Genomic DNA, 26,943 nt, shown 5'->3' on the forward strand with positions numbered 1-26,943 from the left:
TCGAGGAACGCGAGAAGGCTTGCGCGGGGCGGGTCGGGCGCGCGGAGCGGTGGCTGCGGCGAGTGTGAGGACAGCCGGGGTCTCGGGCGCGGGGGGGGCTGGGCGAGGCGTGGGCGTGGGTGGATCGGGTTGGGGCTCGGCTGGTGGGGGGGTGGGCTGTAGGGCGCGAAAGAGTGGTTGAGCGACCAGGAACGTCACTCGAACGTGGACCGGAAATCCTTGTGTGGAGCCAAACCGAGTCCCGTGGCGGTGACGAACCACTCGGACTGTCCACTCTTTCAAGGAGATTCTGGTGAGCAACCTCAAGCCGGTCCTCGGTGTCGCTGTCGTCGTGGTGGGTTTGGTGCTTTCGGCGTGTAGTAGCAAGGATTCCGCGGGCGGTGCGTCGACTGTGGCTGCGGCGACGACGACTGCTGCGGCTCCGTCGTCGCAGAGGGGGGCGGCGGCTGCTGCTTCGGATGGGGTGACCACGGCGGCGGACACGTTCGGGCCGAACTGCAAGGACTTGCCGCAGGGGGACGCGGCGGGTGGGTTGACGTCGATGGGGCCGCAGCCGGTGGCGACGGCGGCCAGCACGAACCCGCTGCTGACCAAGTTGGTGGCCGCGGTGAAGGCGATCCCCGGGTTGGTCGACACCCTCAACACCACCGACAACCTGACCGTGTTCGCGCCCGCCGACCCGGCGTTCGCCGCGCTCGGGGACGCGAAGTTCGCCGAGTTGGCCGCCAACCCGGCCGCGCTCGCGCCGATCCTGCAGTTCCACGTCATCCCGAAGCGCTACGACCGCGACGGCCTGGTGGCCGTGGGGACCGTCAAGTCGCTCAACGCGGCCGGTGGTGACATCAAGATCGAGGGCACCGGCGACAACATCACCATCAACGGGGCCAAGGTCCTGTGCGGGAACATCCCGACCAAGAACGCGACCGTGTTCGTCATCGACACCGTGCTCACCCCGAAGGGCTGAGCCGGGCTGATCGACGCAGGTGGGCGGGTGCGAACCCGCCCACCTTTCGTCTGTCCGGGGCAGTCGCGGCGGTCACGGTGTGGGCTTGGTCAAGCCGCTGGCCACTGACTTTGTGCACACGTTCACAAGCGGTACCGTAATGGCGACCCGGAGACGAAAACCCTCGAGGAGCTACAGCGTGGCGGCACAGCGAGGCCAGCGGAACGGGGTCGGCGTCACCCCGCCCGCCCCCACCGCCGCGGAGATCACCACCCCCATCCCGAGGGTCACCGAGGTGCCCGCCGCTCGGGAGCGGGCGCGGGCGATCCCCGAGGCCGCGGTCGCCAGGCTGGCCGTCTACCTGCGGGTGCTCTCCGGCATGCAGGAGCACGGCGCGGGGACCGTCTCCAGTGAGGAACTCGCCGCCGCCGCTGGCGTGAACTCGGCCAAGCTGCGCAAGGACCTCTCCTACATCGGCTCGTACGGCACCCGCGGCGTCGGCTACGAGGTGACCGTGCTGATCGAGGAGATCGAGCGGATCCTCGGCCTGACCCGCAAGCACAGCGTCGCGGTCGTCGGAATCGGTAACCTGGGACACGCCCTGGCCAACTACGGGGGCTTCCCAGGACGGGGGTTTCCCGTGACCGCGCTGTTCGACGTCGACCCGGACCTCGTCGGCGTGCCCGTCGGCGGCCTGCCGGTCGAGCACATCGACGACATCACCCGCGTGTGCTCCGAGCGCGAGGTCTCCATCGGCGTGATCGCCACCCCGCCGCCCGCCGCGCAGTCCGTGTGCGACCGGTTGGTCTCCGCCGGTGTGCAGTGCATCCTCAACTTCGCCCCGGTCGTGCTGCAGGTGCCCGACCACGTCGAGGTCCGCAAGGTCGACCTGGCCGTCGAGCTGCAGGTCCTCTCCTTCCACGTCGCGCGCCGGGCCGATAACGCCGCGGTGCTCGCCGAGGCCAGCGCCAGGTCGGCGAACGGTCGGGCGGTGGACGGGCTGGTGGTCTCGTGAGCGTGATCGCAGTCGGCATGTCGCACCGCTCGGCGGAGGTGCGGCTGCTCGAGCGCGTCACCGTCGCCGCGCCGGACGTGCCGAAGCTGCTCGACGAGCTGCTGCGGTGCAGGCACGTGTCCGAGGCCGTGCTGGTCTCCACGTGCAACCGGGTCGAGGTCTACGCGGTCGTCGACGCGTTCCACGCCGGGCTGGCCGACATCGCCGGGGTGCTGTCGCGGCACTCGGGCACCGACGTCGCCGCCCTCTACGACCACCTCTACGTGCACTACGCGGCCGCCGCCGCCCAGCACCTGTTCACCGTCGCCGCGGGCCTGGACTCCATGGTCGTCGGCGAGTCGCAGATCCTCGGCCAGGTCCGGCTCGCCTACGGCGCCGCCAAGGACGCGGGCACCGTCGGGCGCACCCTGCACGAGCTGGTCCAGCAGGCGCTGCGGATCGGCAAGCGGGTGCACACCGACACCGGCCTCGACCAGGTCGGCGGCTCGGTGGTGTCCGAGGCGCTGGCCGACGCCGACGCCGCACTCGGCGGGCTGGCCGGGCGCCGGGCGCTGATCGTGGGCGCCGGGTCCATGGGCGGGCTCACCGCCGCCGCGCTGCGCCGCGCCGGGATCGGCGAGGTCGTCGTCGCCAACCGCTCGCAGGCCAACGGGGCGCGGCTGGCCGCGTCGCTGGTCGAGCAGGGCGTGCGGGCCACCGCGACCGGCCTGGACCGGCTCCCCGAGCTCGTCGCCGCCGCCGACCTGGTGGTCTCGTGCACCGGCGCCGTCGGCGCGGTCATCACCGAGGACACCGTGCCCCCGCGCGCCGGGCGGCCGCTGGTCATCTGCGACCTCGGGCTGCCGCGCGACGTGGCCGAGGGCGTCGCCGACCTCGCCGACGTGCGCGTGGTCGACCTGGCCAGCCTGCAGCGCCGCCTGGCCGAGTCCCCCACCGGCACCGACACCCGGTTGGCCACCGAGATCATCGCCGACGAGGTGCGCGGCTACCTGGCCGCGCAGCGCTCGGCCGAGGTCACCCCCACCGTGACCGCGCTGCGCCGCCGCGCCGCCGAGGTCGTCGACGCCGAGCTGCTGCGCCTGGACGCGCGGCTGCCCGAGCTGGACGCCCCGGTGCGCGCCGAGCTGGCCCGCACGGTCCGCCGGGTGGTCGACAAGCTGCTGCACACCCCCACCGTCCGGGTCAAGGAACTGGCCTCGGGACCGAGGGGAACCGGGTACGCGGAGGTGCTGCGCGAGCTGTTCGCGCTCGACCCGCAGCACCCGGCGGCCGTCACGACCCCGCACGAGTCTCCTGTGGACGGTGGTAAGCCGTGGACCGAGTGATCAGGATCGGCACGCGCGGCAGCGCGCTCGCCCTGACCCAGACCCAGACCGTGGCCGACGTGCTCGAACGCGCGGGCGCCAAGGTCGAGATCGTCACCGTGTCCACCCCGGGGGACCGCTCGTCGGCCCCGATCGCCGAGATCGGCGTCGGGGTGTTCACCTCCGCGCTGCGCGACGCGCTGGCCGAGGGCGCCATCGACGTCGCCGTGCACTCCTACAAGGACCTGCCCACCGCGCCGGACCGGCGGCTCTCGCTCGCCGCGGTGCCGCAGCGCGAGGACCCGCGCGATGCGCTGATCGCCCGCGACGGCCTCACCCTCGGTGAGCTGCCGCCCGGCTCGCGCATCGGCACCGGGTCGCCGCGCCGCGCCGCGCAGTTGCGCGCGCTGGGCTTCGGGCACGAGATCGTGCCGATCCGGGGCAACGTGGACACCCGCATCGCGATGGTCACCGCGGGCGCGCTCGACGGTGTCGTCCTCGCCCGCGCGGGCCTGTCCCGGCTCGGCAGGCTCGCCGAGATCACCGAGACCCTCGACCCGATCCAGATGCTGCCCGCGCCCGCGCAGGGCGCGCTGGCGGTGGAGTGCCGCGTCGACGACGTCGACGTCGAGCACCTCCTCCAGTCCACAGTGGACGACGAAGCAACCCGGGTGGCCGTCGCGGCGGAGCGGGCGATGCTCGCGGCGCTCGAAGCAGGCTGCAGCGCGCCGGTCGGCGCGCTGGCCGAGGTAGTGGAAGACCTCGACGCCGACGACAGGGTGGTCTTCCGCCTGTCGTTGCGCGGGGTCGCCGCCGCGTACGACGCCGACGACCCGGCCGGGGCCGTCGACATCATGCGCGCATCGGCAACCGGTGACCTGACCGCAGGAGAGCAGCTCGGTCGCGCGCTGGCCGCCGAGCTGCTGGAACTCGGGGCCGGGGTGCTCTCCGGTCCCGAGGCGTAGTTGATGGGAAGTGGCCTGACAATGACCACCCGTGCACGAAAGTCCCCCGGACGCGTCGCTTTCGTTGGCTCCGGCCCCGGCGACGCGGGACTGCTCACCGTCCGCGCGAAAGAGCTGCTCCAACGCGCGGAGCTCGTGGTGACCGACCCCGACGTCCCCTCCGGCGTGCTCGCGCTCGCCAGGGCGGGCGCCGAGGTGCGGCCCGCCGTCGGTGAACCGGCCGACGTCGCCAAGGACCTCGCTGGCGAGGCCAAGGCGGGCCGGGTCGTGGTCCGCCTCGTCGCAGGCGACCCGCTGACCCACTCCGCTGTGGTGGCCGAGGCCCAGGCCGTGGCCCGCACCAGCGTGGTGTTCGACGTGATCCCCGGCGTCTCCGCCGCCACCGCCGTCCCCGCCTACGCGGGCATCGCGCTCGGCTCGACCCACACCGAGGTCGACGTGCGCGGCGACATCGACTGGGCCGGTCTTGCCGGGGTGCCCGGGCCGCTGGTGCTGCACGCCAGCGCCAGCCACCTCGCCGAGGCCGCGTCCTCGCTGGTGGAGCACGGCCTGGCGCCGCAGACCCCGGTCGCGGTCACCGCGGACGGCACCAACACCAGCCAGCGCACCATCGACACCACGCTGGCCTCGCTGGCCGCCGACGCCGGGGAGATCTCCGGTCACCTGGTGGTCACCGTGGGCGCCGCGGTGGCGCAGCGCTCGAAGCTGTCCTGGTGGGAGTCCCGGGCGCTCTACGGCTGGCGGGTCCTGGTGCCGCGCACCAAGGACCAGGCCGGTGAGATGAGCGACCGGCTGCACCTGCACGGCGCGATCCCCAGCGAGGTGCCGACCATCTCGGTCGAGCCGCCGCGCAGCCCGGCGCAGATGGAGCGCTCGGTCAAGGGGCTCGTCGACGGCAGGTACCAGTGGGTGATCTTCACCTCCACCAACGCGGTGCGCGCGGTGTGGGAGAAGTTCGCCGAGTTCGGCCTCGACGCCCGCGCGTTCTCCGGCGTGAAGATCGCCTGCGTCGGCGAGGCGACCGCGGAGAAGGTGCGCTCGTTCGGCATCAACCCCGAGCTGGTGCCCTCCGGTGAGCAGTCGAGCGAGGGCCTGCTCGCCGACTTCCCGCCCTACGACGACATCCTGGACCCGGTCGAGCGGGTCCTGCTGCCGCGCGCGGACATCGCCACCGAGACCCTCGCCGCCGGTCTGCGCGACCGCGGCTGGGAGATCGACGACGTGACCGCGTACCGGACCGTGCGCGCGGCGCCGCCGCCCGCCGACACCCGCGAGATGATCAAGACCGGCGGGTTCGACGCGGTGTGCTTCACCTCGTCGTCCACCGTGCGCAACCTGGTCGGCATCGCGGGCAAGCCGCACGCGCGGACCCTGGTGGCCTGCATCGGCCCCAAGACCGCGGAGACGGCGCGGGAGTTCGGGCTGCGGGTCGACGTGCAGCCCGAGCAGGCCACCGTGCCCGCCCTGGTGGACGCGCTCGCCGAGCACGCCGCCAGACTGCGAGCCGAGGGCGCGCTACCCCCGCCGCGCAAGACCAAGCGCGCGCGTCGATAGACAGAACAGCGGGCGGTGTGCACCAGCACGCCGCCCGCCTGCTTTTCCGGCTATGCCCCCGAGAGGTCTGTGATGTTCCCGAACCACCGCCCGCGCAGGCTCCGCCGCACGCCTGCCTTGCGCCGCCTGGTCAGTGAGACCGAGGTCCGGCCGAGGCAGTTGGTGCTCCCGATGTTCGTCAAGGAAGGCGCCACCGAGCCGACCGCGATCGCGAGCATGCCCGGCGTCGTCCAGCACACCAGGGACACGCTGCGCAAGGCGGCGGTGGAGGCGGTGCAGGCCGGGGTCGGCGGGATCATGCTCTTCGGCATCCCGCTGGCCCGCGACGCCGTCGGTTCCGGTGGTGTGGACCCCGACGGCGTGCTGAACGTGGCGCTGCGGGACCTGCGCGCGGAACTCGGCGACGACACGGTGCTCATGTCGGACCTGTGCCTCGACGAGTTCACCGACCACGGCCACTGCGGTGTGCTGGACGACAACGGCAACGTCGACAACGACGCCACCCTCGCCGTCTACGCCGACATGGCCCTGGCGCAGGCCGAGGCGGGCGCCCACTACCTCGGCCCGAGCGGCATGATGGACGGCCAGGTCGGCGTGATCCGCGAGGCGCTGGACTCCGCCGGGCACGGCGACACCGGTGTCCTCGCCTACTCGGTGAAGTACGCCTCCGCGTTCTTCGGCCCGTTCCGCGACGCGGTCGAGTCGCAGCTGACCGGCGACCGGATGACCTACCAGCAGGACCCGGCCAACGTCCGCGAGGCGCTGCGGGAGACCGCGCTCGACCTCAACGAGGGCGCCGACCTGGTCATGGTCAAGCCCGCCCTGGCGTACCTGGACGTGATCCGCGCGGTGCGGGACATGTCCGACGTGCCGGTCGCGGCGTACCAGGTCTCCGGCGAGTACGCGATGGTCGAGGCGGCCGCGGCCAACGGCTGGCTGGACCGGCGGCGCACCGCGCTGGAGTCGCTGCTGGCGATCCGCCGCGCGGGCGCCGACGTGATCCTCACCTACTGGGCCACCGAGGCCGCGGGCTGGCTCGACCGGGGCTGACCGGTATGTTCGCGCCGTGACGGTGCCCGAGGAACCCCCGGTCATGCCCACCGCGGATGAGGCGGTGGTCCGGACCGACCCGCCGATCGCGGTGCGGGTGTCGTTCTGGCTGTGGGCGCTCGCCGGTCTGCTCGGCGTGGTCGGTGCCGCGCTGTTCTTCGTGCTGCGCGAGGACTGGGCGCTGCGCCAGTACGAGCGGCTGCGCGCGGCGGGTGACGCGGTGGTCACCGCGGGGCAGGTGTCCGAGACCGCGACCGGGCTGTCCTGGTGGCTGCTGGTCGGCTCGGTGATGTTCCTCGGCTTCTTCCTGCTGCTGGCCCACCAAGCCCGGCGCGGGGTGCGCAAGGCGCGGACGTTGCTGTTGGTGCTGGCGGTGTTCGGCGCGCTGTTCCAGTACTCGGTGGGCCGGGTCACCATCTACGGCCTCGGCAGCGCGCTGGTGATCATCGTCGCGATCGGTCTGCTGTTCACCAGGAGCGCCCGCCGGTTCTTCCCCGTCCACGACCGGTGACGGACCCGGACGAGGGTCCAGTCCTCTACGCCGAACCGGGTTCGACGTGGTGGCCGGTGCTGTGGGGGCCGCTGTTCAGCGCCGCGGGCGCCGGGGTCGAGGCCATCAGCGGGCCGGTGCACTGGTTCGCGTGGGTCACGGTCGGGCTGGTGCTGTTCGCGATGGCGGCGGGGTGGGTCAGCGCCCGCCGCAAGATCTGCCGGGTCGTGCTGACCCCCGCCGCGCTGCACCAGGGCCGGGAGTCGTTGCCGGTGGCCAGGATCACGTCGTCGACCGATGTCGGCACCCCCGTGGGGGCCCGGCCGCTCGGCGGCGGGTGGACCGTGCCGAAGAAGACCACCGAGGTGCCGCTGGAACTCGACGACGGCTCCGTCGTCCTCGCCTGGGCCGCCGACCCGGCCGCGCTCGCCGCCGCGCTGGCAACGCTGGTCAAGGGTCCACCCGAGTGAACGGAACGGCGACATCTCAGCTAACAGTCGTGCGTTCGCTCTCAGGGTCCAATAACTTTCCACCATGACTACGAGTGGACCCGATCCGCAGAACAACCCGTACCAGCCCTTGCCCTCCGCGCCGCCGGTCGACCCGGGGTACGGCCAGCCGGTCGCCAGGCCCGCGTCGGTCGAGAACTCCTTCAAGCTGTGGGTGCTCAACGCGCTGCTCGGTGTCGTCGGCTTCATCCTGACCCTGCTGCTCGGCGTGGACGCGCTGCGGGAGAACGCCGCGCGGGAGATCGCCAAGCAGAACAACCAGGGTGTCGACGTCGACACCGTCGTCACCGCGGGCCTGGTCTTCGCCGGTGTGCTCGCGGTCGGCTTCTTCGCCCTCTACCTGCTGTTCGCGTTCAAGATGCGGGCCGGGCGCAACTGGGCCCGGATGACGCTGGCGATCCTGGGCACCATCGGCATCCTGCTCTCCGTGCTCGGTCTGCTGACCGAGAAGGCGGCCCCGGTCGACATGGTGATCAACGTGATCCAGGTCCTCATCGTCGGCACCGCGATCTACTTCCTGTTCACCGCCGAGTCCAAGGCGTACTTCGAGACGCGGCGCGCACGCTGAGATCGGCCACCGCGGCGTCCTGACCTGGGTCCACCTGTCCGAGAGGGCCGGAACCCGGATTCGGGACGCCGCTGCCGACGTGTCGAGCGCCTCGTAACACCGGGATGGGCTGGGGCTACATAACTCCCGTGACCGAGCCGACCACCACCCCGGACCCGGACAACACCCCCGACCAGCCCGCCCGCAGGCCACCAGCGGTGACGCTCGCGGTCTGGGGTGCCGTCGTCAGCGCGGTGCTCACCGGGGGGCTGCTGGTCTCCGGCGACCGGCCCCCCGGCTACCTGGGCCTCGGCGCCGGGCTGTCCGCCGTCGCCGCGCTCGTGCTGGCCTGGCCGGTGCGCGCGGGCAAGCCGTGGGCGCGGTTCTGCCTGGTGGTCACCGCCCTGGTCGGCGCGCTCGGCGCCCCGGCAGCGGCCAACGCGCACGCCACCTCGTCGCTGGCGTTCCTGCTGTTCGTGCTCATCGTCGTCATCTGGGTGACCGTGGTGACCCTGCTGCTGCGGGTCGACGCCAGGTCCTACTTCACGCCGCTGCCCGTCGGCGAGGCGTGAGCCGCCTGGCATGAGAGGCTGAGCGGGTGAGCACACCGCAGACCTCGGAGCCGGAGGCCGTCGGGCTCGGCTGGCCGCAGCGGGCGGGCGGGCTGAACCAGCCGCGCCGGGCCGCGGTCGCCGCCGTCGAACTGGTCCTGGTCGCCGCGCTGGTGTGGTTCGCGCTGTGGGCCTACGACGAGGGCACCGTGCAGCTGGCCCCGGTCGCCGAGCGCCCCGACCTCGACTTCCAGCACTACGCGGGCAACTGGATCGGCACCGCCGTCGCCGCGGGCACCCTCGCCGCGCTGCTGCTGCTCGACGCGGGCCGCCAGCTCGCCCTCGCGGTGCGCACCAGGTCGCGCCGGGCGTGAGCGCGGCCACCCGACCGGGTTTGCGAGACTGGTCGGGTGACAGCGCAGGAGCAGGCACACGTGCGCGGCTCTGCCGCCCTCTTCGAACGCGCCAAGGCGGTCATCCCCGGCGGGGTCAACTCGCCGGTGCGGGCCTTCACCTCGGTCGGCGGCACACCGCGGTTCATGGTCAGCGGGCTCGGCGCGTACCTGTGGGACGCCGACGACAACCGCTACGTCGACCTGGTGTCCTCGTGGGGCCCGATGATCCTCGGGCACGCCCACCCGGCCGTGGTCGACGCGGTGCGCACGGCGGCCACCAGCGGGCTGTCCTTCGGCACCCCCACCGCGGGGGAGATCGACCTGGCCGAGGAGATCATCCGGCGGGTCGAGCCGGTGCGGCAGGTGCGGTTGGTCAACTCCGGCACCGAGGCCACCATGAGCGCGATCCGGCTGGCGCGCGGGTTCACCGGCCGCAAGCGGATCATCAAGTTCGCGGGCTGCTACCACGGCCACGTCGACGCGCTGCTCGCCGAGGCGGGTTCCGGTGTGGCCACGCTCGGCCTGCCGACCACACCGGGGGTCACCGGTGCGCAGGCCGAGGACACGCTGGTGCTGCCCTACAACGACCTCGACGCGGTGCGCGCGGCCTTCGCCGAGCACGGCCCGTCGATCGCGGCGGTGATCACCGAGGCCGCCGCGGGCAACATGGGCGCGATCGCCCCGGTCGAGGGGTTCAACGCGGGCCTGCGCGAGATCACCCGCGAGCACGGCGCCCTGCTGGTCGTGGACGAGGTGATGACCGGCTTCCGCGTCTCGGCGAGCGGTTGGTACGGCATCGACGGCGTCGAGGGCGACCTCTACACCTTCGGCAAGGTCATGTCCGGCGGGTTGCCCGCCGCGGCCTTCGGCGGTCGCGCCGACATCATGGGCCACCTCGCCCCGGCCGGCCCGGTCTACCAGGCGGGCACCCTCTCCGGTAACCCGGTCGCGGTCGCGGCGGGCCTGGCCACGCTGCGGGCCGCCGACGCGGAGGTCTACCGCGCGCTCGACGAGAACGCGGCCAGGCTCGGCACCCTGCTGGGCACCGCGCTGTCGGAGGCGGGCGTGGCGCACCGGGTGCAGTTCGCGGGCAACCTGGTCAGCGTGTTCTTCACCGAGGACCCGGTCACCGACTACGCGGGCGCCAGGGCCGCGCAGACCTGGCGGTTCCCGCCGTTCTTCCACGCCATGCTCGACCACGGCGTCTACCCGCCGCCCAGCGCGTTCGAGGCCTGGTTCGTCAGCGCCGCCCTCGACGACGCGGCGTTCGAGCAGATCGCCGCCGCACTGCCCAAGGCGGCCGCGGCGGCCGCCGCCGCGAAGGAGCCAGCGTGACCAAGACGATCGTGCACCTGCTGCGCCACGGCGAGGTGCACAACCCCACCGGCGTGCTCTACGGCAGACTCCCCGGCTTCCGGCTCTCCGACACCGGCAAGCGCCAGGCGCTCACCGTGGCCGAGCACCTCGCCGACCACGACATCGTGCACGTCGTGGCGTCCCCGTTGCAGCGGGCGCAGGAGACGGCCAACCCGATCGCGGGCTCGCACCGGCTGGAGCTGGCGACCGACGAGCGGCTGATCGAGTCGTCGAACGTGTTCGAGGGCAAGAAGGTCTCCGTCGGCGACGGCGCGCTGCGCTCGCCTGCCAACTGGCCGTACCTGCGCGACCCGTTCACCCCGTCCTGGGGCGAGCCGTACCTGCAGATCGCGCACCGGATGCTCGGTGCCGTGCACCGCGCGCGGGCGGCGGCGTCGGGGCACGAGGCGGTGTGCGTGTCGCACCAGCTTCCCGTGTGGACGGTGCGGCGCTACCTGGAGGGCAAGCGGCTCTGGCACAACCCGAGCAAGCGGCAGTGCTCGCTGGCGTCGTTGACCAGCCTCGTGTTCGAGGACGAGGAACTGGTCGGGCTGCGCTACACCGAGCCCGCGGGCACCAGCGACCCGAAGAACACGGGCGCCTGATGCGGGTCGTCGCCGCGGTGCTCGGCGCGCTGCTGCTGCTGTCGGGGTGTTCGGCGTCGAAGGACGCCGTCGCCAGCGGCACCGAGTTCGTGTTCGTGTCCCCCGGCGGCGAGACCGACATCACCTACGAGGGCGCCGACCGCAAGCTGCTGCCGGACATGTCCGGGCCCTCCCTGATGGACGACTCGCGGATCTCCCTGTCGTCCTACCGGGGCAAGGTCGTCGTGCTCAACATCTGGGGCCAGTGGTGCGGTCCGTGCCGGGTCGAGGCGCCGCAGCTGCAGCAGGTGCAGGACCGCTACCGCGACCAGGTCCAGGTCGTCGGCGTCGACGTCCGCGACAACCAGCGCGACGCCGCGCAGGACTTCTTGCGCGACCGCGGCCTCACCTACCCCTCGATCTACGACCCGCCCGGGAAATCCCTCATCGTGCTGAAGGGCTATCCCCGGGCGGTCGTGCCCGCGACTTTCGTACTCGACAAACAGGGCCGGGTCGCGGCCGCATTCATGCGCGACCTGCTGGCCGAGGACCTGACCCCGGTGCTCGACCGGCTCATCGCCGAGTCCTGACTAATTGATATTAATTGCCTGGAATGCCCTGACCTCGTATTTCTCCCGCGCCCGGCGGCGCACCGAGCGCAATGCCCGGTCCACCTCGGTGATGGACCTCCCGGACAAATCGGCGATTTCCTGCCTGCGGTACCCGGCGCTGACCATGTCGAGCATCCAGACGTCCGGCTCGCGCAGCACCCCGCTGTGCCGCAGCAGCCACTGGGCGTGCACCTGCTCGACCACCATCTCCGCGTGGTCCCCGGTGGGAGCCGGGCGCAGCGCGGCGTGCCCGAGCAGCCGCTGCCGGGCCGCCTCGCTCGCCGCGATGACCAGGCACCGCCGCCACACCACGGTCTCCAGCAGCGCGTCGAACCCGTCCGGGTACAGCCTCGGCATGGTCATGACCGCGACGAACGCGTCGTGGACCACGTCGTCCACCTGGTCGTCGAGGCCGAACCGGACCACCATCCCGCTCAACCGGTCGCGGCGGCCGACGCAGCGGTCCCACGCCTGGCGGGTGGTCAACACCGACCCCTCAGCCATTCCCGCCCCACTGGTCGATGCTCGGTCGGGACCGCTGGTGCGGACGGGGTGGGAAGTGCGGGGACACCGCGGGCACCGGTCGACCGGTGCCGACCAGACGGCGACGTGCGCGGTGTCCCCGCACCATGTGGGGTATTCCCTGCAAATACCCACTGCGCTGATCGAGCGCTGGTGATGACATTGCCGTGGTCGCCGCGCGAGGGCAAAGGTTGCGATTTTCCGAGCTTTCTCGCCTAGTCTCATCAGGTGAAGTCGACAGTGCCGTGCAGACGATGTCGCAAATGGCACCTGGTGTGATCGCGGTCATATTTGTCTCCTGACGTGGTGGTCACCGACGCCAGGGTCTGGAGCGCACTTCAACTATTCCCCCGGGCACAACCCCTCGCCACGCGCACCACTCGAAGGGACCAGTACCGCGCGGTGATGGAGTCCACTGGACGGGACTAGGGTGATGGCGTCGCGCTCACCGGGTGCGGAGGTGACTCGCTCGACAGGAAGTGGCGAGTACGTGACCGGAGCGGGTCGGGCAGGCCACCTCGCGGAGTTGACCGAGTGGATCGCCGCCGCCACCGCGGCGCACGGCGCGGCGCTCACCCCGGACCTGTTGTGCGTCCTCGTCCAACGCAGACTCGCCGTCGACGGCGCGGTGCTGGTCGTCGCGGTCGACAACGGCGCGTTCGGCACCCACTCCACCGGCGAGGCGGGCCTGCGGTTGGCCGAGTGGGAGCTCACCGTCGGCGAGGGCCCGCTCACCACAGCGCGGGCGACCAGCAGGCCGGTGCTGGTGCCGGACCTCGCCGAGACGATCGCCGCGGGCACCTGGCCGCTGTACGCGGGCGCGCCAGGGCTCGGCCGGATCGCGTCGGTGTTCGCGTTCCCCATGACGATCGGCGCGATCCACCTCGGCGCGCTCGGCGTCTACCGGCACACGGTGGGGGAGCTGTCCCCGCTCGCCCGCGCCGACGCGGTGTTCTTCGCCCGCGTGGCGATGGACCTGCTGATCTCCGAGCCCGCCGTGCTGACCAGCGCGCAGATCCACCAGGCCACCGGGATGGTGGCCGTCCAACTCGGCACCGACGTCTCCGCCGCGTTCGCCGCACTGCGGGCGCGCGCGTTCGCCGACGGCCGCGCGCTGGTCGACCTGGCCGACGACGTGGTGGCCCGCAAGGTGCGGTTCGCCGACGCCACCGAAGACCGATTCCCGGAAGACCCCGACACAGGAGGTGAGTCCCCGTGAAGCAGCAACGGCTCGTCGAGACCTTCGTCGAACTCGCAGACACCCTCGTCGACGACTTCGACGTCCTGGACTTCCTGCAACTGCTCGTGGACCGCTGCGTGGAGCTGCTGGCCATCGACGCGGCGGGGATCCTGCTCGCCACCGTCGACGGCGAGCTGCACATGATCACCAGCTCGAGCGAGGCGGTGCGCAGGCTGGAGCTGTTCCAGCTGCGCCACGGCGAGGGGCCGTGCCTGGCCGCCTACCGGACCGGCCTGGTGGTCTCGCGGCCGGACCTCACCCGGGTCGGCGCCGCCGACGCGCGGTTCGCCGCGGCCGCCATCGCCGACGGCTACCACGCGGTCTTCGCCCTGCCGATGCGCCTGCGGGCGGACACGATCGGCGCGCTCAACCTGTTCAGCGCCACCGCGGGCGACCTCGACGAGCTGTCCTGGCACACCGCCAAGGCGCTGGTCGACGTCGCCACGATCAGCCTGCTGCAAGCCAGGGCGGTCCGCGACCACGCGCTGCTCAGCGAGCAGCTGCAGGAGGCGCTCACCAGCCGGGTGATCATCGAGCAGGCCAAGGGCGTGCTCGCCGAGCGGCTCGGGCTGGACATGGCGGGCGCGTTCGACGTGCTGCGCGGGCACGCCCGCGACACCAACACCAAGCTCAGCGAGCTGGCCAGGGTCGTGGTCACCGAGACCGGCTGGACCCCGCCTGCGGGCCGCCGCCCGCCGGTGTGACCCACGCCCCCCGGGTGGACCACCCGAGATCGGCCCTCAGGACCGCTTCCCTACGCTGACCGGGTGGACCCGACGCAGCTAGCCATTTCCGGGCCGCTGCTGGTGGCGGCCGGTCTCTCGCTGCTGGCCGGGTTCCTCTCCTTCGCCTCCCCGTGCGTGGTCCCGCTGGTGCCCGGCTACCTCGCGTACCTCGCCGCGCTCGTCGGCGCGGAGGCGCCCGCGGTGAGCGACCAGGAGGAGCGCAAGAAGGGCCGCTACCGGGTGCTCGGCGCGGTCGGGCTGTTCGTCCTCGGGTTCACCGTGGTGTTCGCCGCGACCGTGGGCAGCGTCGTGTGGCTCGCGGACGCGCTGCTGCTCAACGAGGAAGTCCTGCAACGCGTCGGCGGGGTCATCACCATCGCGATGGCCCTGGTGTTCATCGGCCTGGTTCCCGGGCTGCAGAAGGACATCCGCATCCACAAGACGCCGCGGTTCGGCCTGGCGGGCGCGCCGGTGCTCGGCGGCATCTTCGCCCTCGGCTGGACGCCGTGCCTGAGCCCCACCCTCACCGGCGTGATGACCATCGCCGCGTCCACCGGTGGCAACGCGGCCCGCGGGTTCCTGCTGGTGGTCGTCTACTGCCTCGGCCTCGGCATCCCGTTTCTGGTGATCGCGCTCGGCGCGCGGTGGGCGGTGCGGGCGACCGCCTGGTTGCGCACGCACTCGCGCGGCATCCAGCTCTTCGGTGGCGCGCTGCTGCTCGTGGTCGGCGTCCTGCTCGTCACCGGCCTGTGGGGCGACCTGGTGTCGTGGCTGCGCAACATGGTCGTCACCGACTTCGAGTTGCCGCTGTGAGCGGGGCGGTGGCGTTCGCGCGCAACACCTGGCGCGGCCTGACGTCCATGCGCACGGCGCTGACCCTGCTGTTCCTGCTCGCCCTCGCCGCCATGCCCGGCGCCCTGCTGCCGCAGCGGTCGCTGAACCTGCCGAGGGCACTGGACTACATCGAGGCGCACGGCTGGTGGGGCACCCTGCTCGACCGGCTGCAGTTCTTCGACGTCTACGCCAGCGTCTGGTTCTCCGCGATCTACCTGCTGCTGTTCATCTCCCTCGTCGGCTGCCTCGCGCCGCGCACCGTCGAGTACGCCAAGGCGTTGCGCACCAAGCCGGTGCTCACCCCGCGCAACCTGACCCGCATGCCGCACCACCAGACCGCCGAACTCGACGCCACGCCCGAGCAGGTCATGGCGGACACGAGGGTGCGGCTCAAGGGGTGGCGGCTGGTCGAGCGCGAGGAGGCCGACGGCGCGCGCAGCCTCAGCGCCGAACGCGGCTACCTGCGCGAGGCGGGCAACCTGGTCTTCCACTTCGCCATGCTCGCGCTGATCGTGGCGCTGGCGATCGGCAAGATGACCAACTACGAGGGCCAGGTCATCGTGCTGGCCGACGGCTCCCAGTTCTGCAACTCCGGCACCCTCGGCTACGACTCGTTCCGGCCGGGACTGCGCGTCGACGGCACCGACCTGAACCCGTTCTGCGTGCGGGTCAACACCTTCGACGCCACCTACCTGCCCAACGGCCAGGCGGAGCAGTTCGCCGCCAAGATCGACTACCAGGCGGGCGACGACCTCGACACCGACACCTGGCGGCCCTACGACCTGCGCGTCAACGACCCGCTGCGGGTCGTCGGCGACCGCGTGTACCTGCTCGGCCACGGCTACGCGCCCACCTTCACCGTCACCTTCCCCGACGGGAAGAAGCGCACCCAGACCATCCAGTGGCGACCGGTCGACACGCTGACCCTGCTGTCGGAGGGCGCCACCAAGTTCGACCCGCCCGGGGTCACCGACCCGGCCGAGCGGCGCAAGCGGCAGATCGCGGTCACCGGCCTGTTCGCCCCGACCGCGCTCGTCGAGGACAAGGTCATGACCTCCAGCCACCCGCAGCTCTCGGACCCCGGGGTCGCGGTGGACGTCATGCGCGGCGACCTGGGCATCGACTCCGGGCGCGGCCAGTCCATCTTCCAGATCGACCAGTCCCTGGTCGACAGCGGCAGGCTCACCAGGGTCGCCCGGCAGAACCTCAAGCCGGGCGAGTCGCTCACCATCGACGACGGCACGAAGATCAGCTTCGACGGCGCGGTGCCCTGGGTGTCGCTCCAGGTCTCGCACGACCCGACCCAGGTGTGGGTGCTGGTCGCCGCCGTCGCCATGTTCCTCGGCCTCGGCGTCTCGCTGACCGTGCGCCGCCGCAGGCTGTGGGTCCGCGCGACCCCCGGCGACGGGGGACGTACCGTGGTGCGCGTCGGCGGCCTCGCCCGGACCGACCAGGCGGGTTACGGCGAGGAGTTCCACCGGCTCGCAGCGCAGCTGCTCAGGTCCAAAGGGAGTGTCCGATGCCCGTGAACGACACGCTGGCCACCTACAGCGACTGGCTCTACCGCGCCGCCGCGCTGGTCTACGTGTTCGCGATGGTGTTCTACACCGTCGAACAGGCCTTCACCCGCAAGGCGAAGAAGTCCGAACTGGCCAGGGAACTGGTCGGCTCTGGCGCACCGGCCACACCGGAAACCCCCATCATCGGCCGCATCGATGAGCCACCGAGCGCGGGCAGGCCGGAGCGGTTCGGTCGGATGGCCGTCGCGCTGACCGTCCTCGGCGCCCTGCTGCACCTCGCCTCGATCGTGCTGCGCGGGGTCGCCACCGGTCGCGCGCCGTGGGGCAACATGTACGAGTACGGGGCAGCCGCCATGCTGGTCGCGGTGGTGACCTGGCTGGTGCTGGCCCGCAAGTTCGACGTGCGCAGGCTGGGCGCGTTCGTGCTCACCCCGGTCGTCATCCTGATGTTCCTCGGCGGCACCGCGCTCTACACCCCGGCCGGTCCGGTGATGCCCGCGCTCCAGTCGTACTGGCTGGTCGTCCACGTCTCCGCGGCGATCATCTCCAGCGGCCTGTTCCTGGTCCCCGGCGTGGTCAGCCTGCTGTACCTGGCGAAGGTCCGCAACGACGCCGACCCGAGGCGCTTCGCGCGGCTCGGGCCGAAGCTGCCCGCGGCCGACTCGCTCGACCGGCTCGCCTACCGCACCACCATCTTCGCCTTCCCGATCTACACCTTCGGCATCATCTGCGGCGCCATCTGGGCCGAGGCGGCCTGGGGCCGGTTCTGGGGCTGGGACCCGAAGGAGACCGTCGCGTTCGTCGCGTGGGTCGTCTACGCCGGGTACCTGCACTCCCGGGCGACCGCGGGCTGGCGCGGCACCAGGGCCGCGGTGATCAACTCGGTGGCCTTCGGCATGGTGGTGTTCAACCTGTTCTTCATCAACCTGGTCATCGCCGGACTTCACTCGTACGCCTGATCTTCTGCTGGGGCGCTGCTCCCCGCGGCCCACGCCAGGCCTCCGACCTGCGCTTGCTTGTGCACACCGCGTTACCCCCTTCGGTGGGTGGCGCGGTGAGCGACTACCGTCGCAACCACAGGGTCGGACGTTCGTGGGAGGGCGCAGGGGTGACTGGACGCCATGACGAGTCCGAGGCGGCGTGGCGGCCGCCCGTGACCGGGGGAACCGACACCGGCACACCCGACTTCGGTCCCGACCCCGAGTTGGCCGAGGCGCACCTCGCCGCCGAAGTGGTGGCGCACGAGCAGCCCGCGACCATCCAGGCCGAGCTGTACGCGCCGCCGAACCCGGCCGCCGACGCCGCGCTCGGCACCCAGCCGGTGACCGCCCAGTCGGGCGCGCAGCACGCGGCCCAGCAGTCGGGCGACCACCACGCCGGTCCGCAGCACGCGCGGGCCCAGCAGGACCCGGCCCAGTCCGGTGCGCCCCAGGCGATCCCGCAGCAGGCCGCGCCTCACCAGGCCGCGCCCCAGCAGGCGGTACCCCAGCAAGCCGTGCCCCAGCAGGCGGTTGCCCAGCAGCCGCAGGAGCCGAACCCGAACGAGACCCAGATCGTGCGCAACCCGGGGCACCCGAACCCGGCGCACCAGGGCCAGCAGGCACCCGCTCGCCCGGTGCAGGCGCAGCAGCAGGTCCACCCCGGTCAGCACCAGCAGCACCCCCAGCAGCCGCAGCACCAACCGCAGCAGCGCCAGCAGGTGCCCGCGCAGCCGATCCAGCCCCAGCCCATTCAGCCGCAGCCCCAGCCCATTCAGCCCCAGGGCACCCCGTTCGCGCCGCAGCAGCAGTTCGGCGCACCGCAGCAGCACCCGTTCGCGCCGAACCCGGCGGTCACCGGGCCGCACCCGGTCGGCCAGGCCGGGTACTACGCCGACCCGCAGCAGGGCTACGGCCAGCAGCAGGGGCACGGCGGCGAGGAGCTGTCCTCGGCGCGGCTGCTCAAGCAGTCCAAGCGCGCGCCGCAGTCCGGCTGGCGCAAGGCCGTCTACGTCGCCTCCGGCAGGCTGCTCAACGTCGGCGAGAGCCCGGCCGAGATCCGCAGGCGGGAGCTGATCGCGCGGGTCAACCAGCCGCTGCGCGGGTGCTACAAGATCGCGATGCTCAGCCTCAAGGGCGGCGTCGGCAAGACCACCACGACCACCACCCTCGGCTCGACGTTCTCGTCGCTGCGCGGGGACCGGGTCATCGCGGTGGACGCCAACCCCGACCGCGGCACGCTGAGCCAGAAGATCCCGCTGGAGACCACGGCCACCGTGCGGCACCTGCTGCGCGACGCGGGCCGCATCCGCCGCTACAGCGACATCCGCGCGTACACCTCGCAGGGCCCGTCGCGGCTGGAGGTCCTGGCCAGCGAGCAGGACCCGGCGGTGTCGGAGGCGTTCAGCGAGGACGACTACCGGCGCACCGTGTCGCTGCTGGAGCACTTCTACAACATCGTGCTCACCGACTGCGGCACCGGCCTGATGCACTCGGCGATGAAGGGCGTGCTCGACGTCGCCGACTCGCTGGTGATCGTCTCGTCCGGCTCGGTCGACGGCGCCCGCAGCGCGTCGGCGACGCTGGACTGGCTGGACGCGCACGGCTACCGGACGCTGGTCGCCCGCTCGGTCGCGGTGATCAACTCGGTGCGGCCCAAGTCCGGCTCGGTCGACCTGGACAAGCTGGCCCAGCACTTCGGCGCCCGGTGCAGGGCGGTCTGCCGGATCCCGTTCGACCCGCACCTGGAGGAGGGCGCGGAGATCGAGTTGGAGCGGCTCTCGCCGGAGACCAGGCTGGCCCTGCTGGAGATGGCGGCCACGGTGGCCGACGACTTCGCCAGCGGCCCCCGCCCGCGGATGGCCTGACCCGCGCTACGCGGGCGGCTTGTCGTCCCCGTCGGGCTTCTCGCGGAACTTGTCGAGTCCGCGCAGGAACTCGGGGTCGTCGTCCGGGGCGATCACGTGTCTCGGGCGCTGGACGACCTCGGCAGGCTGGACGCCGAACGCCCGCCACAGCAGCACGCCGACGGTGATAGCGCCGACCGCGGCGAGCAGGTACAGCATGCGGGCCACCTTTCGAACGTTGGGTGTTCGAGGTTAGCCGGTTTGTCGGGTTGGTGGGTGGGCCACTGGCCCGGGGGGCCGACCAGGTGGGGCGTGGTCGGCCCTGGCCGGATCAGCCGGCGTGCTCGATGGCCTCGGTGGTGAGCTCGGCGAGCAGGGTCTTGACCTCGGACTCGCGGAAGCGGCGGTGCCCACCCGGGGTGCGGATGGAGCCGATCCGGCCCGCCGTCGCCCACCTGGTCACCGTCTTGGGGTCGACCCGGAACAACGCGGCGACCTCTCCCGGGGTCAGCAGCCGCTCTCCGACGTGCGCCACAGTCATGGCAGCCTCCTTGGACTCGGTCGATCGGGGGTACCCGTCGATCGGGGGTAAACCAGGAGCATCGTGGCACTTCGACCATCGGGTACTCGAACGGTTGGGTGATGGTAAAGAGGTAGTAAGGGACAAATCGGCCGGTTCGGACACCGGGTGCGCACGCCGTACGCTTCCGTCCCGTGGACAACGTCGATCGCCGCATCATCGCCGCGCTGCGCACCAACGGTCGGGTCACCTACGCCGACCTGGGCCGACAGGTGGGGCTCTCCGCCTCCGCCGTGCACGAGCGGGTGGGCAAGCTGGAGTCGTCCGGGGTGATCACCGGCTACCACGCCCAGGTGGACCCGCGCGCGGTCGGTCTCGGGGTGACCGCGCTGGTGGGGATCCACCCGACGGACACCGCCGACGACGAGGAGGTCGCCGACGCCCTGGGCGAGCTGGTCGAGGTCGAGTCCTGCTACCGGGTGGCCGGTGACGAGGCGTTCGTGGTCAAGGTCAGGGTCGCCACGGTGGACGACCTGGAGCGCGCCCTCGGCCGCCTGCGCCGGATCAAGGGCGTCGCGCGGACCCGGTCGACGGTGGTGCTGTCCACCCGGTTCGAGGGCAGGCCGAACACCGTGGACGAGGACGACGAGTAGCCTCGGGGCCGTGGACTCCCCCGACAGCACCCTGGGTCGTGACCTGGCTCTCTACACCGCGTTGCGCCTGGTCCTGGTGGCCGTGGTCGCGGTGCTGCTGGTGCTGTTCGACGTCCCGCTGCTGGTCTCGATCGCGGTCGGCCTCGTCGTCGGGTTCCCGCTCGGGCTGCTGCTGTTCCGCGGTCTGAACAACCGGGTCACCGCCGGTCTCGCCGAGCGGCACAAGGACCGCAACGCCGAGCGCGCGCGGTTGCGCTCGCAGCTGCGCGGCGACGCCTGAGGTCTCCGCCACCCGTTGGGGTTCTGGTAAAAGCGCTGCTAGGCGATAATGTTGGTACATGACCGCCGTGGACAGGTGCAGCGACAAGACCCGGGCCTGGGTGTGCGAGGCCGTGCGGATCATCGAGGCCGACGCCAACCGCAGCGCCGACACGCACCTGCTGCCGTTCCCGCTGCCCGACGAGTGGGGCGTGCGGCTCTACCTCAAGGACGAGTCAACCCATCCCACCGGTTCGCTCAAGCACCGGTTGGCGCGGTCGCTGTTCCTCTACGCCCTGTGCAACGGCTGGATCGTGGAAGGCACCCCGGTGATCGAGGCGTCGTCGGGGTCGACGGCGGTGTCCGAGGCCTATTTCGCGCGGATGCTCGGGCTGCCGTTCATCGCGGTGATGCCGCGCACCACCAGCCAGGAGAAGGTCGAGCTGATCGAGCGCCAGGGCGGCCGGTGCCACTTCGTGGACGAGCCGAGCCAGCTCTACGCCGAGTCGTACCGGCTGGCCGCCGAGCTCGGCGGGCACTTCATCGACCAGTTCACCCACGCCGAGCGGGCGACGGACTGGCGGGGCAACAACAACATCGCCGAGTCGGTGTTCGACCAGATGGCGCTGGAGCCGCACCCCGAGCCCGCCTGGGTGGTCGTGGGCGCCGGGACCGGGGGCACCAGCGCCACCATCGGCCGCTACATCCGCTACCGCAGGCTGGGTACCCGGCTGGCCGTGGTCGACCCGGAGAACTCGGTCTTCTTCGACGCCTGGCGCGACACCGAGCCGGGGCTGACCGGCTGCCGGGGGTCGCGGATCGAGGGCATCGGCAGGCCGAGGGTGGAGCCGTCGTTCCTCGGGCAGGTGATCGATCGGATGATCAAGGTGCCGGACGCGGCGTCGGTGGCGGTGGTGCGGCGGGTCGAGCGGGTGCTGGGGCGCCGGGTGGGCGGGTCGACGGGGACGAACCTGTGGGGCGCGTTCGAGATCGTCGCCGAACTGGTGGCCGCCGGGGTCGCCGGTAGCGTCGTCACGCTGCTCTGCGACGGCGGGGAGCGCTATTCGCACACGTACTACGACGACGCCTGGCTTGCCGCGCAGGGAATCGACCCGGAGCCGCACAACGAGGTGTTGGACGTCTTCCTCGCTACGGGCGTCTGGAACGGCTAGGACAGCCCGACGGCGATAGCGGTGACCACGGCCCAGCTCAGCATCGCCAAACCGGTCTGCTTCAAGACCGGGATCAGCTTCAAGCCTGTCTCGCCGCTCGCCACGCGGCGCGCCGCCGGGATGATGAAGACAGCGGAAACCAGGCCGACAAGGGCAATAGGCGTCGCGAACGCTGCCGCCACAGTCACGACGAACGGGATGACGACCAGAATCTGGTAGAGCACACGGGTACGTTCCTCGCCCAGTCGTACCGCCAGGGTGTTCTTACCCGCGACCCGGTCGGTAGGGACATCGCGCAGGTTGTTCGCGACGAGCACCCCGGCGGAGAACGACCCCATCGCGATCGCTCCCGCGGCACCGAACCAGCTGACGCGGTCGGCTTGGACGTACTCGGTCCCTAGCACGGCGATGACACCGAAGAAGAGGAAGACGGCCACCTCGCCCCAGCCCGAGTAGCCGTAGGGCTTCTCGCCACCGGTGTAGAACCACGCCCCCGCGATGCAGGCAGCGCCCACGGCCAACATCCACCACTGACCGGATAGCGACACCAACGCCAGGCCCGCGACCGCGCCGAGCCCGAAACACGCGAAAGCCGCCGCTTTCACGGCGCCGGGCGAGGCCACTCCCGAGCCCACTAGGCGCAATGGGCCGACCCTGTCGCTGTCGGTGCCTCTTACGCCATCGGAGTAGTCGTTGGCGTAGTTCACCCCGACCTGTAGTGCCAGGGCCACCAACAACGCCAACGCCGCTCGGGCCAAGGAGAACGCGCCTATCGCGGCAGCGGCACCTGAGCCGACGAGGACCGGCGCGACCGAGTTCGGCAACGTGCGAACCCGCGCGCCCTCGATCCACTCCGCGACTGTCGCCATCGGTCCATCTTCACCGATCACGTGCCCGCGGGTGCTGAGGGACAGCTGAGTGAATGGTCACGTCTTGTGTCGGACCCACACATTCGGCTCCACGTACACCGCGTAGCCGTGCTCCACATCGCAGAGGACCGGCACCAGAGCGCCAGGTACGAGCACCTGCCCCGAGCGGTCGAACGGCAGGCCAGTCCACTCCCGCCACTCCACCAAGGTCCCCGCGATCGTCATCGACCGCACCGCGACCGCCTCGATCACCCCGCCCGCCCGCACGTGCACCCGCAGCCACGGGTCCACCGGCAGGCCGTCCTCCCTGGTCCACCCCGCGTACTCGCCGGTCGGCACCTCGGGGTGCGCGGGCTTGCCGTTGGGCCGCACCGGCGCGACGAGCGTGTCGTAGCCCAGGGCGCGCACCGAATCCCGCATCGCCCCCAGCATCACCGACGACAGACCCGAGCCGCGCAGATCGGTCTGCACGTTGATCTCGATCGCCGAGACCAGGTTCGGCTCCTCACCGTTCGCCCACCCGATCGACGCCCGCTGGATCACCCGGTCCCACCCACCCGGCGGCAACACGTCCTCGGTCCACCGGAACGGCACGCTGTAGCCCTTCGCCACCAGCCGCTCGGGGTGATCGCGGTCGAACGCCATCAGCACGTGCTCGGGGTAGTGCAGCCCGGCCACCCCGTAGTACATCCCCGAAGCGGGGTCGTGGTGCATGAACTCCGGCCAACTGCCCGGAAACTCCTCGAGCAACGGCGCCAGATCAGGCCGCTCCGCAAGCGAGACGATGACGAGGTCCACCCGCCGGACGCTACCCGCCGCCCATCCCCACCTCCACCGGTTTACCCGCGCCTTGGCGCCTCGTTCAAGAGCTGAGCGACGGCCGCGCGGTCGACCTTTCCTGGGCCGCGTAGAGGCAGTTCCGCGATCACATGAACCTGCTTGGGCACAGCGTGTGCGCCAAGAGCGTTCCTGACGGCCTCGCGGAGGGTGCCTAGATCTACGTCTCCCTCAGCCACGATGGCGGTTGCGACTAGTTGGCCCCATTCCGGGTCCGGTAGGCCCACCACGCACGCCTCGACCACCCCGGCCTGAGCGGTCAGTACGCGCTCTACCGCCGTTGGTGCGACCTTCTTGCCGCCGGTGTTGATTACGTCGTCGGTGCGGCCCAGGACTTCCAGCCGACCGTCGACCAGTCGTCCTAGGTCGGAGGTGTGGAACCAGCCATCGGCGAAGGCGGGGTTGTCCGGGTCCAGACGGTAGCCGTGCGCGAGAGTCGGGCCGGTCAGGTGGATCACGTCGTCCTCTAGGCGCACTCGCACGCCGTCTAGCGGGACGCCGTCGTACACACACCCGCCGGCTGTTTCCGTCATTCCGTACGTGGTGACCACCTTGATCCCCGCGTCGCTAGCCCTAGACAGCGTGAGAGGGCTCGTCGCCGCGCCGCCGACGAGGACCGCGTCGAACGAACGCGCGGCGGCCAAGGCGTCGCCACCTTCGGCTAGCAGCCGTGTCAGCTGTGTTGGCACCAGCGCCGTGTATCGGGGACCGTCAGCGGCCAGCACGTCCGATGCCGCCTCCACGAACTGCCGACCGCGAAAGCCCCCACCCGGGAGCACTGCCAGCGGCGTTCCGGCGAGCAGAGACCGCACCACCACCTGCACCCCGGCGATGTGGTGCGCAGGCATCGCCAACAGCCACGTCCCAGCGCCGCCGAGTCGCGTGTGCGTCGCCGTCGCCGAGGCGCGGAGCGCGGCCGCCGACAGGATGACCCCCTTGGCCGCGCCGGTCGACCCCGAGGTGTGCACGATCAGCGCCGTCCCCGCCTCCACCGGCAGGTCCGGTCGGATCGGCGTCTCACCCGGGGCCAGCGGCAGCACGGCGGGACCGCCAGCGCCGTCCAGGAGCGGCCGCAGGGCGCGCGTGAGGGCCCGGACCGCTGCCTCGGTGCCGTCGAGCGTGACGGGGTGCATGGCGCCATCCTGGCAGCCTTGTCGGTGGTGGTGCTTACGCTCGCCGCAAGCGAGGAGAGGAGTGGTGACTGTGTCCACAGCGCGACAGAGGGTGGCTGAACCACTCCCGTTGGACGACCCGAGGCGCGCGGACAGGCTCTGGCGCCGTCCTGTCGACATCGAACTCCGTGACGCTTACCTGCTCCGGTTGGGCTGGTCGGCGCCGCCCAAGCCGACTTTGGACACACTCATCGCCCTGCACCAGGCACAAACCGCTCTAGTGCCTTACGAGGTCGTGTGGATTGCCTTGGGCGAAGAGCGCACGGTAGAGCCGCTCGACTCTGTCCGGTATGTAGTCGCTGGCCGCGGCGGTTACTGCTACCACCTGAATGGCGCGATGGCATGCCTCTTGGACTGGCTCGGCTTCGACGTCCACTGGCGCGTTGGCGGTGTCCAGGGTCCACAGAAGGCCGGGCCCGTTGGCGCTAACAGCAACCACTTGACGATCGAGGTTCACGGCCTGCCGAGTCCCTCATCGCCGGACGGGGTGTGGTTGGTCGACACCGGGATCGGTGACGCGCTGCACGGGCCGCTGCCTCTTGTGGCGGGCAAGTACCGGCAGCACCCGATGGAGTTCGGACTACGCCCCTCCGACGTCGTCCCCGGCGGCTGGCGCTTCGACCACGACGAGTGGGCGCGCTGCCCGGGCATGGACTACGCGCCCTATGAGGCCACGGTCGAGGACTTCCTCGTCGAGCACGAGAACCAGTCCACGAGTCCTGACTCGGGGTTCGTGCGCGTAGTCGCCTTGTGTCGACGCGACGGAGACAGCGCCACCGTGTTGCGTGGTCTCCGGTTGCTCCACCACAGCGCGGAAGGCGACGAGCACCACGACATCGGTAGCGCGGCCGAGTACTTCGCCACGCTCGCCGACGTCTTCCACCTACCGCTGTCCGATGTGGACGACGACCGCAAGGCGGCTCTCTACCGCGAGGTGGTCGCGAAGCACGAGGAGTTCGTGCGTCAGTCCGCTCAGCAGTAGTCCGCTCAGTAGTAGTACGGGAAGCGGGACCAGTCCGGGTCCCGCTTCTCCAGGAACGAGTCCCTGCCCTCGACGGCCTCGTCGGTCATGTACGCGAGCCGGGTCGTCTCACCGGCGAACACCTGCTGCCCGATCAGGCCGTCGTCGATGGCGTTGAACGCGAACTTGAGCATCCGCTGCGCCGTCGGCGACTTGCCGTTGATCTCCCGCGCCCACTGCAGCGCGGTCTCCTCCAACTCCGCGTGCGGCACGGCCTCGTTGACCGCGCCCATCCGGACCATGTCCTCGGCGCTGTAGGTGCGGCCCAGGAAGAAGATCTCCCGCGCGAACTTCTGCCCGACCTGCCTGGCCAGGTACGCCGAGCCGAACCCGCCGTCGAAGCTGCCGACGTCGGCGTCGGTCTGCTTGAACCGGGCGTGCTCCAGGCTGGCCAGCGTCAGGTCGCAGGTCACGTGCAGGCTGTGCCCGCCACCGGCAGCCCAACCTGGCACGACAGCGATAACGACCTTGGGCATGAACCGGATCAGTCGCTGCACCTCAAGGATGTGCAACCGTCCCGCGCGCGCGGGGTCCACCGTCTCCGATGTCTCCCCTGACGCGTACTGGTAGCCCGTACGACCACGGATGCGCTGGTCCCCACCGGAGCAGAACGCCCACCCGCCGTCGCGCGGCGACGGCCCGTTGCCGGTCAACAGCACACAACCGATGTCGGAACTCATCCGCGCGTGGTCGAGCGCGCGGTACAGCTCGTCGACGGTGTGCGGTCGGAACGCGTTGCGCACCTCGGGCCGGTCGAACGCGATGCGCACCGCGCCGGTGTCCACCGCCCGGTGGTAGGTGATGTCGGTGAAGTCGAACCCGTCGACAGCACGCCACCGGGCCGGGTCGAACAGTTCGGAAACCTCGGGCTCAGCCACGCCGTCGAGGATGCCGGCGGGCCT

At 71.4% G+C, this 26,943-nt stretch carries 31 protein-coding genes; 24 read left to right on the plus strand and 7 right to left on the minus strand.

Going from position 1 to position 26,943, the window contains the following annotated elements; genetic code table 11:
* The first annotated feature begins 292 nt into the window (after nucleotides 1-292).
* The 14 genes from BMY07_RS11385 (at nucleotide 293) to BMY07_RS11450 (ending at nucleotide 11,853) form a co-directional block, all read left to right on the plus strand.
* Nucleotides 293-964 (plus strand): fasciclin domain-containing protein, encoded by a 672-nt coding sequence (locus BMY07_RS11385; protein WP_092777409.1) that lies wholly within the window; start codon nucleotides 293-295, stop codon nucleotides 962-964.
* Nucleotides 965-1,142: 178 nt separating this feature from the next.
* On the plus strand, nucleotides 1,143-1,958 hold the full coding sequence (locus tag BMY07_RS11390; RefSeq protein WP_092777411.1) for a redox-sensing transcriptional repressor Rex: 816 nt from the start codon (nucleotides 1,143-1,145) through the stop codon (nucleotides 1,956-1,958).
* Between the two features lie 17 nt (nucleotides 1,959-1,975).
* Entirely contained in the window at nucleotides 1,976-3,283 is a 1,308-nt protein-coding gene (locus BMY07_RS11395; protein WP_425426282.1) for a glutamyl-tRNA reductase, read from the plus strand.
* Nucleotides 3,271-4,227 carry a hydroxymethylbilane synthase gene (gene hemC / locus BMY07_RS11400; protein ID WP_092777415.1) on the plus strand — a complete coding sequence of 319 codons (957 nt, stop codon included), beginning with the start codon at nucleotides 3,271-3,273 and terminating at the stop codon, nucleotides 4,225-4,227. Before BMY07_RS11395 ends, hemC begins: the two co-directional genes overlap by 13 nt.
* Before the next feature lie 21 nt (nucleotides 4,228-4,248).
* A complete protein-coding gene (locus tag BMY07_RS11405; RefSeq protein ID WP_092777417.1) occupies nucleotides 4,249-5,781 on the plus strand; it encodes a bifunctional uroporphyrinogen-III C-methyltransferase/uroporphyrinogen-III synthase in 1,533 nt (510 codons plus the stop codon).
* A gap of 72 nt (nucleotides 5,782-5,853) precedes the next feature.
* Nucleotides 5,854-6,831, plus strand: a complete 978-nt coding sequence (gene hemB, locus BMY07_RS11410; protein ID WP_092777419.1) for a porphobilinogen synthase — start codon at nucleotides 5,854-5,856, stop codon at nucleotides 6,829-6,831.
* Between the two features lie 16 nt (nucleotides 6,832-6,847).
* The gene (locus tag BMY07_RS11415; RefSeq protein ID WP_092777421.1) at nucleotides 6,848-7,342 is read left to right on the plus strand and encodes a hypothetical protein; all 495 of its coding nucleotides are present in this window, start codon (nucleotides 6,848-6,850) and stop codon (nucleotides 7,340-7,342) included.
* Nucleotides 7,339-7,791: a hypothetical protein gene (locus tag BMY07_RS11420; protein ID WP_092777423.1), complete on the plus strand. Its 453-nt coding sequence runs from the start codon at nucleotides 7,339-7,341 to the stop codon at nucleotides 7,789-7,791. Before BMY07_RS11415 ends, BMY07_RS11420 begins: the two co-directional genes overlap by 4 nt.
* Nucleotides 7,792-7,855: 64 nt before the next feature.
* Nucleotides 7,856-8,398 (plus strand): hypothetical protein, encoded by a 543-nt coding sequence (locus BMY07_RS11425; RefSeq protein ID WP_143073440.1) that lies wholly within the window; start codon nucleotides 7,856-7,858, stop codon nucleotides 8,396-8,398.
* A 128-nt stretch (nucleotides 8,399-8,526) separates the two neighbouring features.
* Nucleotides 8,527-8,949: a hypothetical protein gene (locus BMY07_RS11430; RefSeq protein ID WP_092777427.1), complete on the plus strand. Its 423-nt coding sequence runs from the start codon at nucleotides 8,527-8,529 to the stop codon at nucleotides 8,947-8,949.
* 26 nt (nucleotides 8,950-8,975) lie between these two features.
* Nucleotides 8,976-9,302, plus strand: a complete 327-nt coding sequence (locus BMY07_RS11435; RefSeq protein WP_092777429.1) for a hypothetical protein — start codon at nucleotides 8,976-8,978, stop codon at nucleotides 9,300-9,302.
* 36 nt (nucleotides 9,303-9,338) lie between these two features.
* Nucleotides 9,339-10,658, plus strand: coding sequence for a glutamate-1-semialdehyde 2,1-aminomutase (gene hemL / locus BMY07_RS11440; protein ID WP_245782327.1), 1,320 nt, complete (start codon nucleotides 9,339-9,341; stop codon nucleotides 10,656-10,658).
* Complete coding sequence (locus BMY07_RS11445; protein WP_092777433.1) at nucleotides 10,655-11,284, plus strand: histidine phosphatase family protein; 630 nt, start codon at nucleotides 10,655-10,657, stop codon at nucleotides 11,282-11,284. The genes hemL and BMY07_RS11445 overlap by 4 nt, the downstream gene beginning before the upstream one ends.
* Complete coding sequence (locus BMY07_RS11450; RefSeq protein WP_177215541.1) at nucleotides 11,284-11,853, plus strand: TlpA family protein disulfide reductase; 570 nt, start codon at nucleotides 11,284-11,286, stop codon at nucleotides 11,851-11,853. The genes BMY07_RS11445 and BMY07_RS11450 overlap by 1 nt, the downstream gene beginning before the upstream one ends.
* Here BMY07_RS11450 and BMY07_RS11455 read toward each other — a convergent pair whose 3' ends face one another.
* Nucleotides 11,854-12,378, minus strand: coding sequence for a hypothetical protein (locus tag BMY07_RS11455; RefSeq protein WP_092777434.1), 525 nt, complete (start codon nucleotides 12,376-12,378; stop codon nucleotides 11,854-11,856).
* A 508-nt stretch (nucleotides 12,379-12,886) separates the two neighbouring features.
* Here BMY07_RS11455 and BMY07_RS11460 point away from each other — a divergent pair.
* From BMY07_RS11460 to BMY07_RS11485, 6 genes are all read left to right on the plus strand, one after another.
* The gene (locus BMY07_RS11460) at nucleotides 12,887-13,615 is read left to right on the plus strand and encodes an ANTAR domain-containing protein (RefSeq protein WP_092777436.1); all 729 of its coding nucleotides are present in this window, start codon (nucleotides 12,887-12,889) and stop codon (nucleotides 13,613-13,615) included.
* Nucleotides 13,612-14,340 (plus strand): GAF and ANTAR domain-containing protein, encoded by a 729-nt coding sequence (locus BMY07_RS11465; RefSeq protein WP_092777438.1) that lies wholly within the window; start codon nucleotides 13,612-13,614, stop codon nucleotides 14,338-14,340. The genes BMY07_RS11460 and BMY07_RS11465 overlap by 4 nt, the downstream gene beginning before the upstream one ends.
* A gap of 63 nt (nucleotides 14,341-14,403) precedes the next feature.
* Nucleotides 14,404-15,174: a cytochrome c biogenesis CcdA family protein gene (locus tag BMY07_RS11470; RefSeq protein ID WP_092777440.1), complete on the plus strand. Its 771-nt coding sequence runs from the start codon at nucleotides 14,404-14,406 to the stop codon at nucleotides 15,172-15,174.
* Nucleotides 15,175-15,221: 47 nt separating this feature from the next.
* A complete protein-coding gene (gene resB, locus BMY07_RS11475; protein ID WP_092778273.1) occupies nucleotides 15,222-16,724 on the plus strand; it encodes a cytochrome c biogenesis protein ResB in 1,503 nt (500 codons plus the stop codon).
* Nucleotides 16,715-17,674 (plus strand): c-type cytochrome biogenesis protein CcsB, encoded by a 960-nt coding sequence (gene ccsB, locus BMY07_RS11480; protein ID WP_092777442.1) that lies wholly within the window; start codon nucleotides 16,715-16,717, stop codon nucleotides 17,672-17,674. The genes resB and ccsB overlap by 10 nt, the downstream gene beginning before the upstream one ends.
* Nucleotides 17,675-18,267: 593 nt before the next feature.
* Nucleotides 18,268-19,560 (plus strand): MinD/ParA family ATP-binding protein, encoded by a 1,293-nt coding sequence (locus tag BMY07_RS11485; RefSeq protein ID WP_092778275.1) that lies wholly within the window; start codon nucleotides 18,268-18,270, stop codon nucleotides 19,558-19,560.
* Nucleotides 19,561-19,566: 6 nt separating this feature from the next.
* Here BMY07_RS11485 and BMY07_RS11490 read toward each other — a convergent pair whose 3' ends face one another.
* Nucleotides 19,567-19,758 (minus strand): hypothetical protein, encoded by a 192-nt coding sequence (locus BMY07_RS11490; RefSeq protein ID WP_092777444.1) that lies wholly within the window; start codon nucleotides 19,756-19,758, stop codon nucleotides 19,567-19,569.
* A 112-nt stretch (nucleotides 19,759-19,870) separates the two neighbouring features.
* Entirely contained in the window at nucleotides 19,871-20,080 is a 210-nt protein-coding gene (locus BMY07_RS11495; protein ID WP_092777446.1) for a BldC family transcriptional regulator, read from the minus strand.
* Nucleotides 20,081-20,253: 173 nt separating this feature from the next.
* On the opposite strand from BMY07_RS11495, the gene BMY07_RS11500 reads away from it, so the two are divergent.
* From BMY07_RS11500 to cds1, 3 genes are read left to right on the plus strand one after another with little or no spacing between them, the layout of a single operon-like run.
* Nucleotides 20,254-20,712: an Lrp/AsnC family transcriptional regulator gene (locus BMY07_RS11500; RefSeq protein ID WP_092777448.1), complete on the plus strand. Its 459-nt coding sequence runs from the start codon at nucleotides 20,254-20,256 to the stop codon at nucleotides 20,710-20,712.
* Nucleotides 20,713-20,722: 10 nt separating this feature from the next.
* On the plus strand, nucleotides 20,723-20,992 hold the full coding sequence (locus BMY07_RS11505) for a DUF4229 domain-containing protein (RefSeq protein ID WP_092777450.1): 270 nt from the start codon (nucleotides 20,723-20,725) through the stop codon (nucleotides 20,990-20,992).
* 58 nt (nucleotides 20,993-21,050) lie between these two features.
* Complete coding sequence (cds1, locus tag BMY07_RS11510; RefSeq protein ID WP_092777452.1) at nucleotides 21,051-22,142, plus strand: L-cysteine desulfhydrase Cds1; 1,092 nt, start codon at nucleotides 21,051-21,053, stop codon at nucleotides 22,140-22,142.
* Here the strand turns inward: cds1 and BMY07_RS11515 are convergent.
* From BMY07_RS11515 to menE, 3 genes are read right to left on the minus strand one after another with little or no spacing between them, the layout of a single operon-like run.
* Nucleotides 22,139-23,011 carry a 1,4-dihydroxy-2-naphthoate polyprenyltransferase gene (locus BMY07_RS11515; RefSeq protein ID WP_092777454.1) on the minus strand — a complete coding sequence of 291 codons (873 nt, stop codon included), beginning with the start codon at nucleotides 23,009-23,011 and terminating at the stop codon, nucleotides 22,139-22,141. The genes cds1 and BMY07_RS11515 overlap by 4 nt on opposite strands.
* Nucleotides 23,012-23,068: 57 nt before the next feature.
* A complete protein-coding gene (locus BMY07_RS11520) occupies nucleotides 23,069-23,809 on the minus strand; it encodes an N-acetyltransferase (protein WP_092777456.1) in 741 nt (246 codons plus the stop codon).
* Nucleotides 23,810-23,850: 41 nt separating this feature from the next.
* Nucleotides 23,851-24,981 carry an o-succinylbenzoate--CoA ligase gene (gene menE, locus BMY07_RS11525; protein WP_092777458.1) on the minus strand — a complete coding sequence of 377 codons (1,131 nt, stop codon included), beginning with the start codon at nucleotides 24,979-24,981 and terminating at the stop codon, nucleotides 23,851-23,853.
* Nucleotides 24,982-25,072: 91 nt separating this feature from the next.
* Here menE and BMY07_RS11530 point away from each other — a divergent pair, with 91 nt between their 5' ends.
* Nucleotides 25,073-26,002 (plus strand): arylamine N-acetyltransferase family protein, encoded by a 930-nt coding sequence (locus tag BMY07_RS11530; RefSeq protein WP_177215542.1) that lies wholly within the window; start codon nucleotides 25,073-25,075, stop codon nucleotides 26,000-26,002.
* 5 nt (nucleotides 26,003-26,007) lie between these two features.
* Here the strand turns inward: BMY07_RS11530 and BMY07_RS11535 are convergent, their stop codons facing one another.
* Nucleotides 26,008-26,919, minus strand: a complete 912-nt coding sequence (locus BMY07_RS11535) for a 1,4-dihydroxy-2-naphthoyl-CoA synthase (protein WP_092777462.1) — start codon at nucleotides 26,917-26,919, stop codon at nucleotides 26,008-26,010.
* Nucleotides 26,920-26,943: the final 24 nt, after the last annotated feature.

Source organism: Actinokineospora terrae (genome assembly GCF_900111175.1).
GTDB classification, from domain to species: domain Bacteria; phylum Actinomycetota; class Actinomycetes; order Mycobacteriales; family Pseudonocardiaceae; genus Actinokineospora; species Actinokineospora terrae.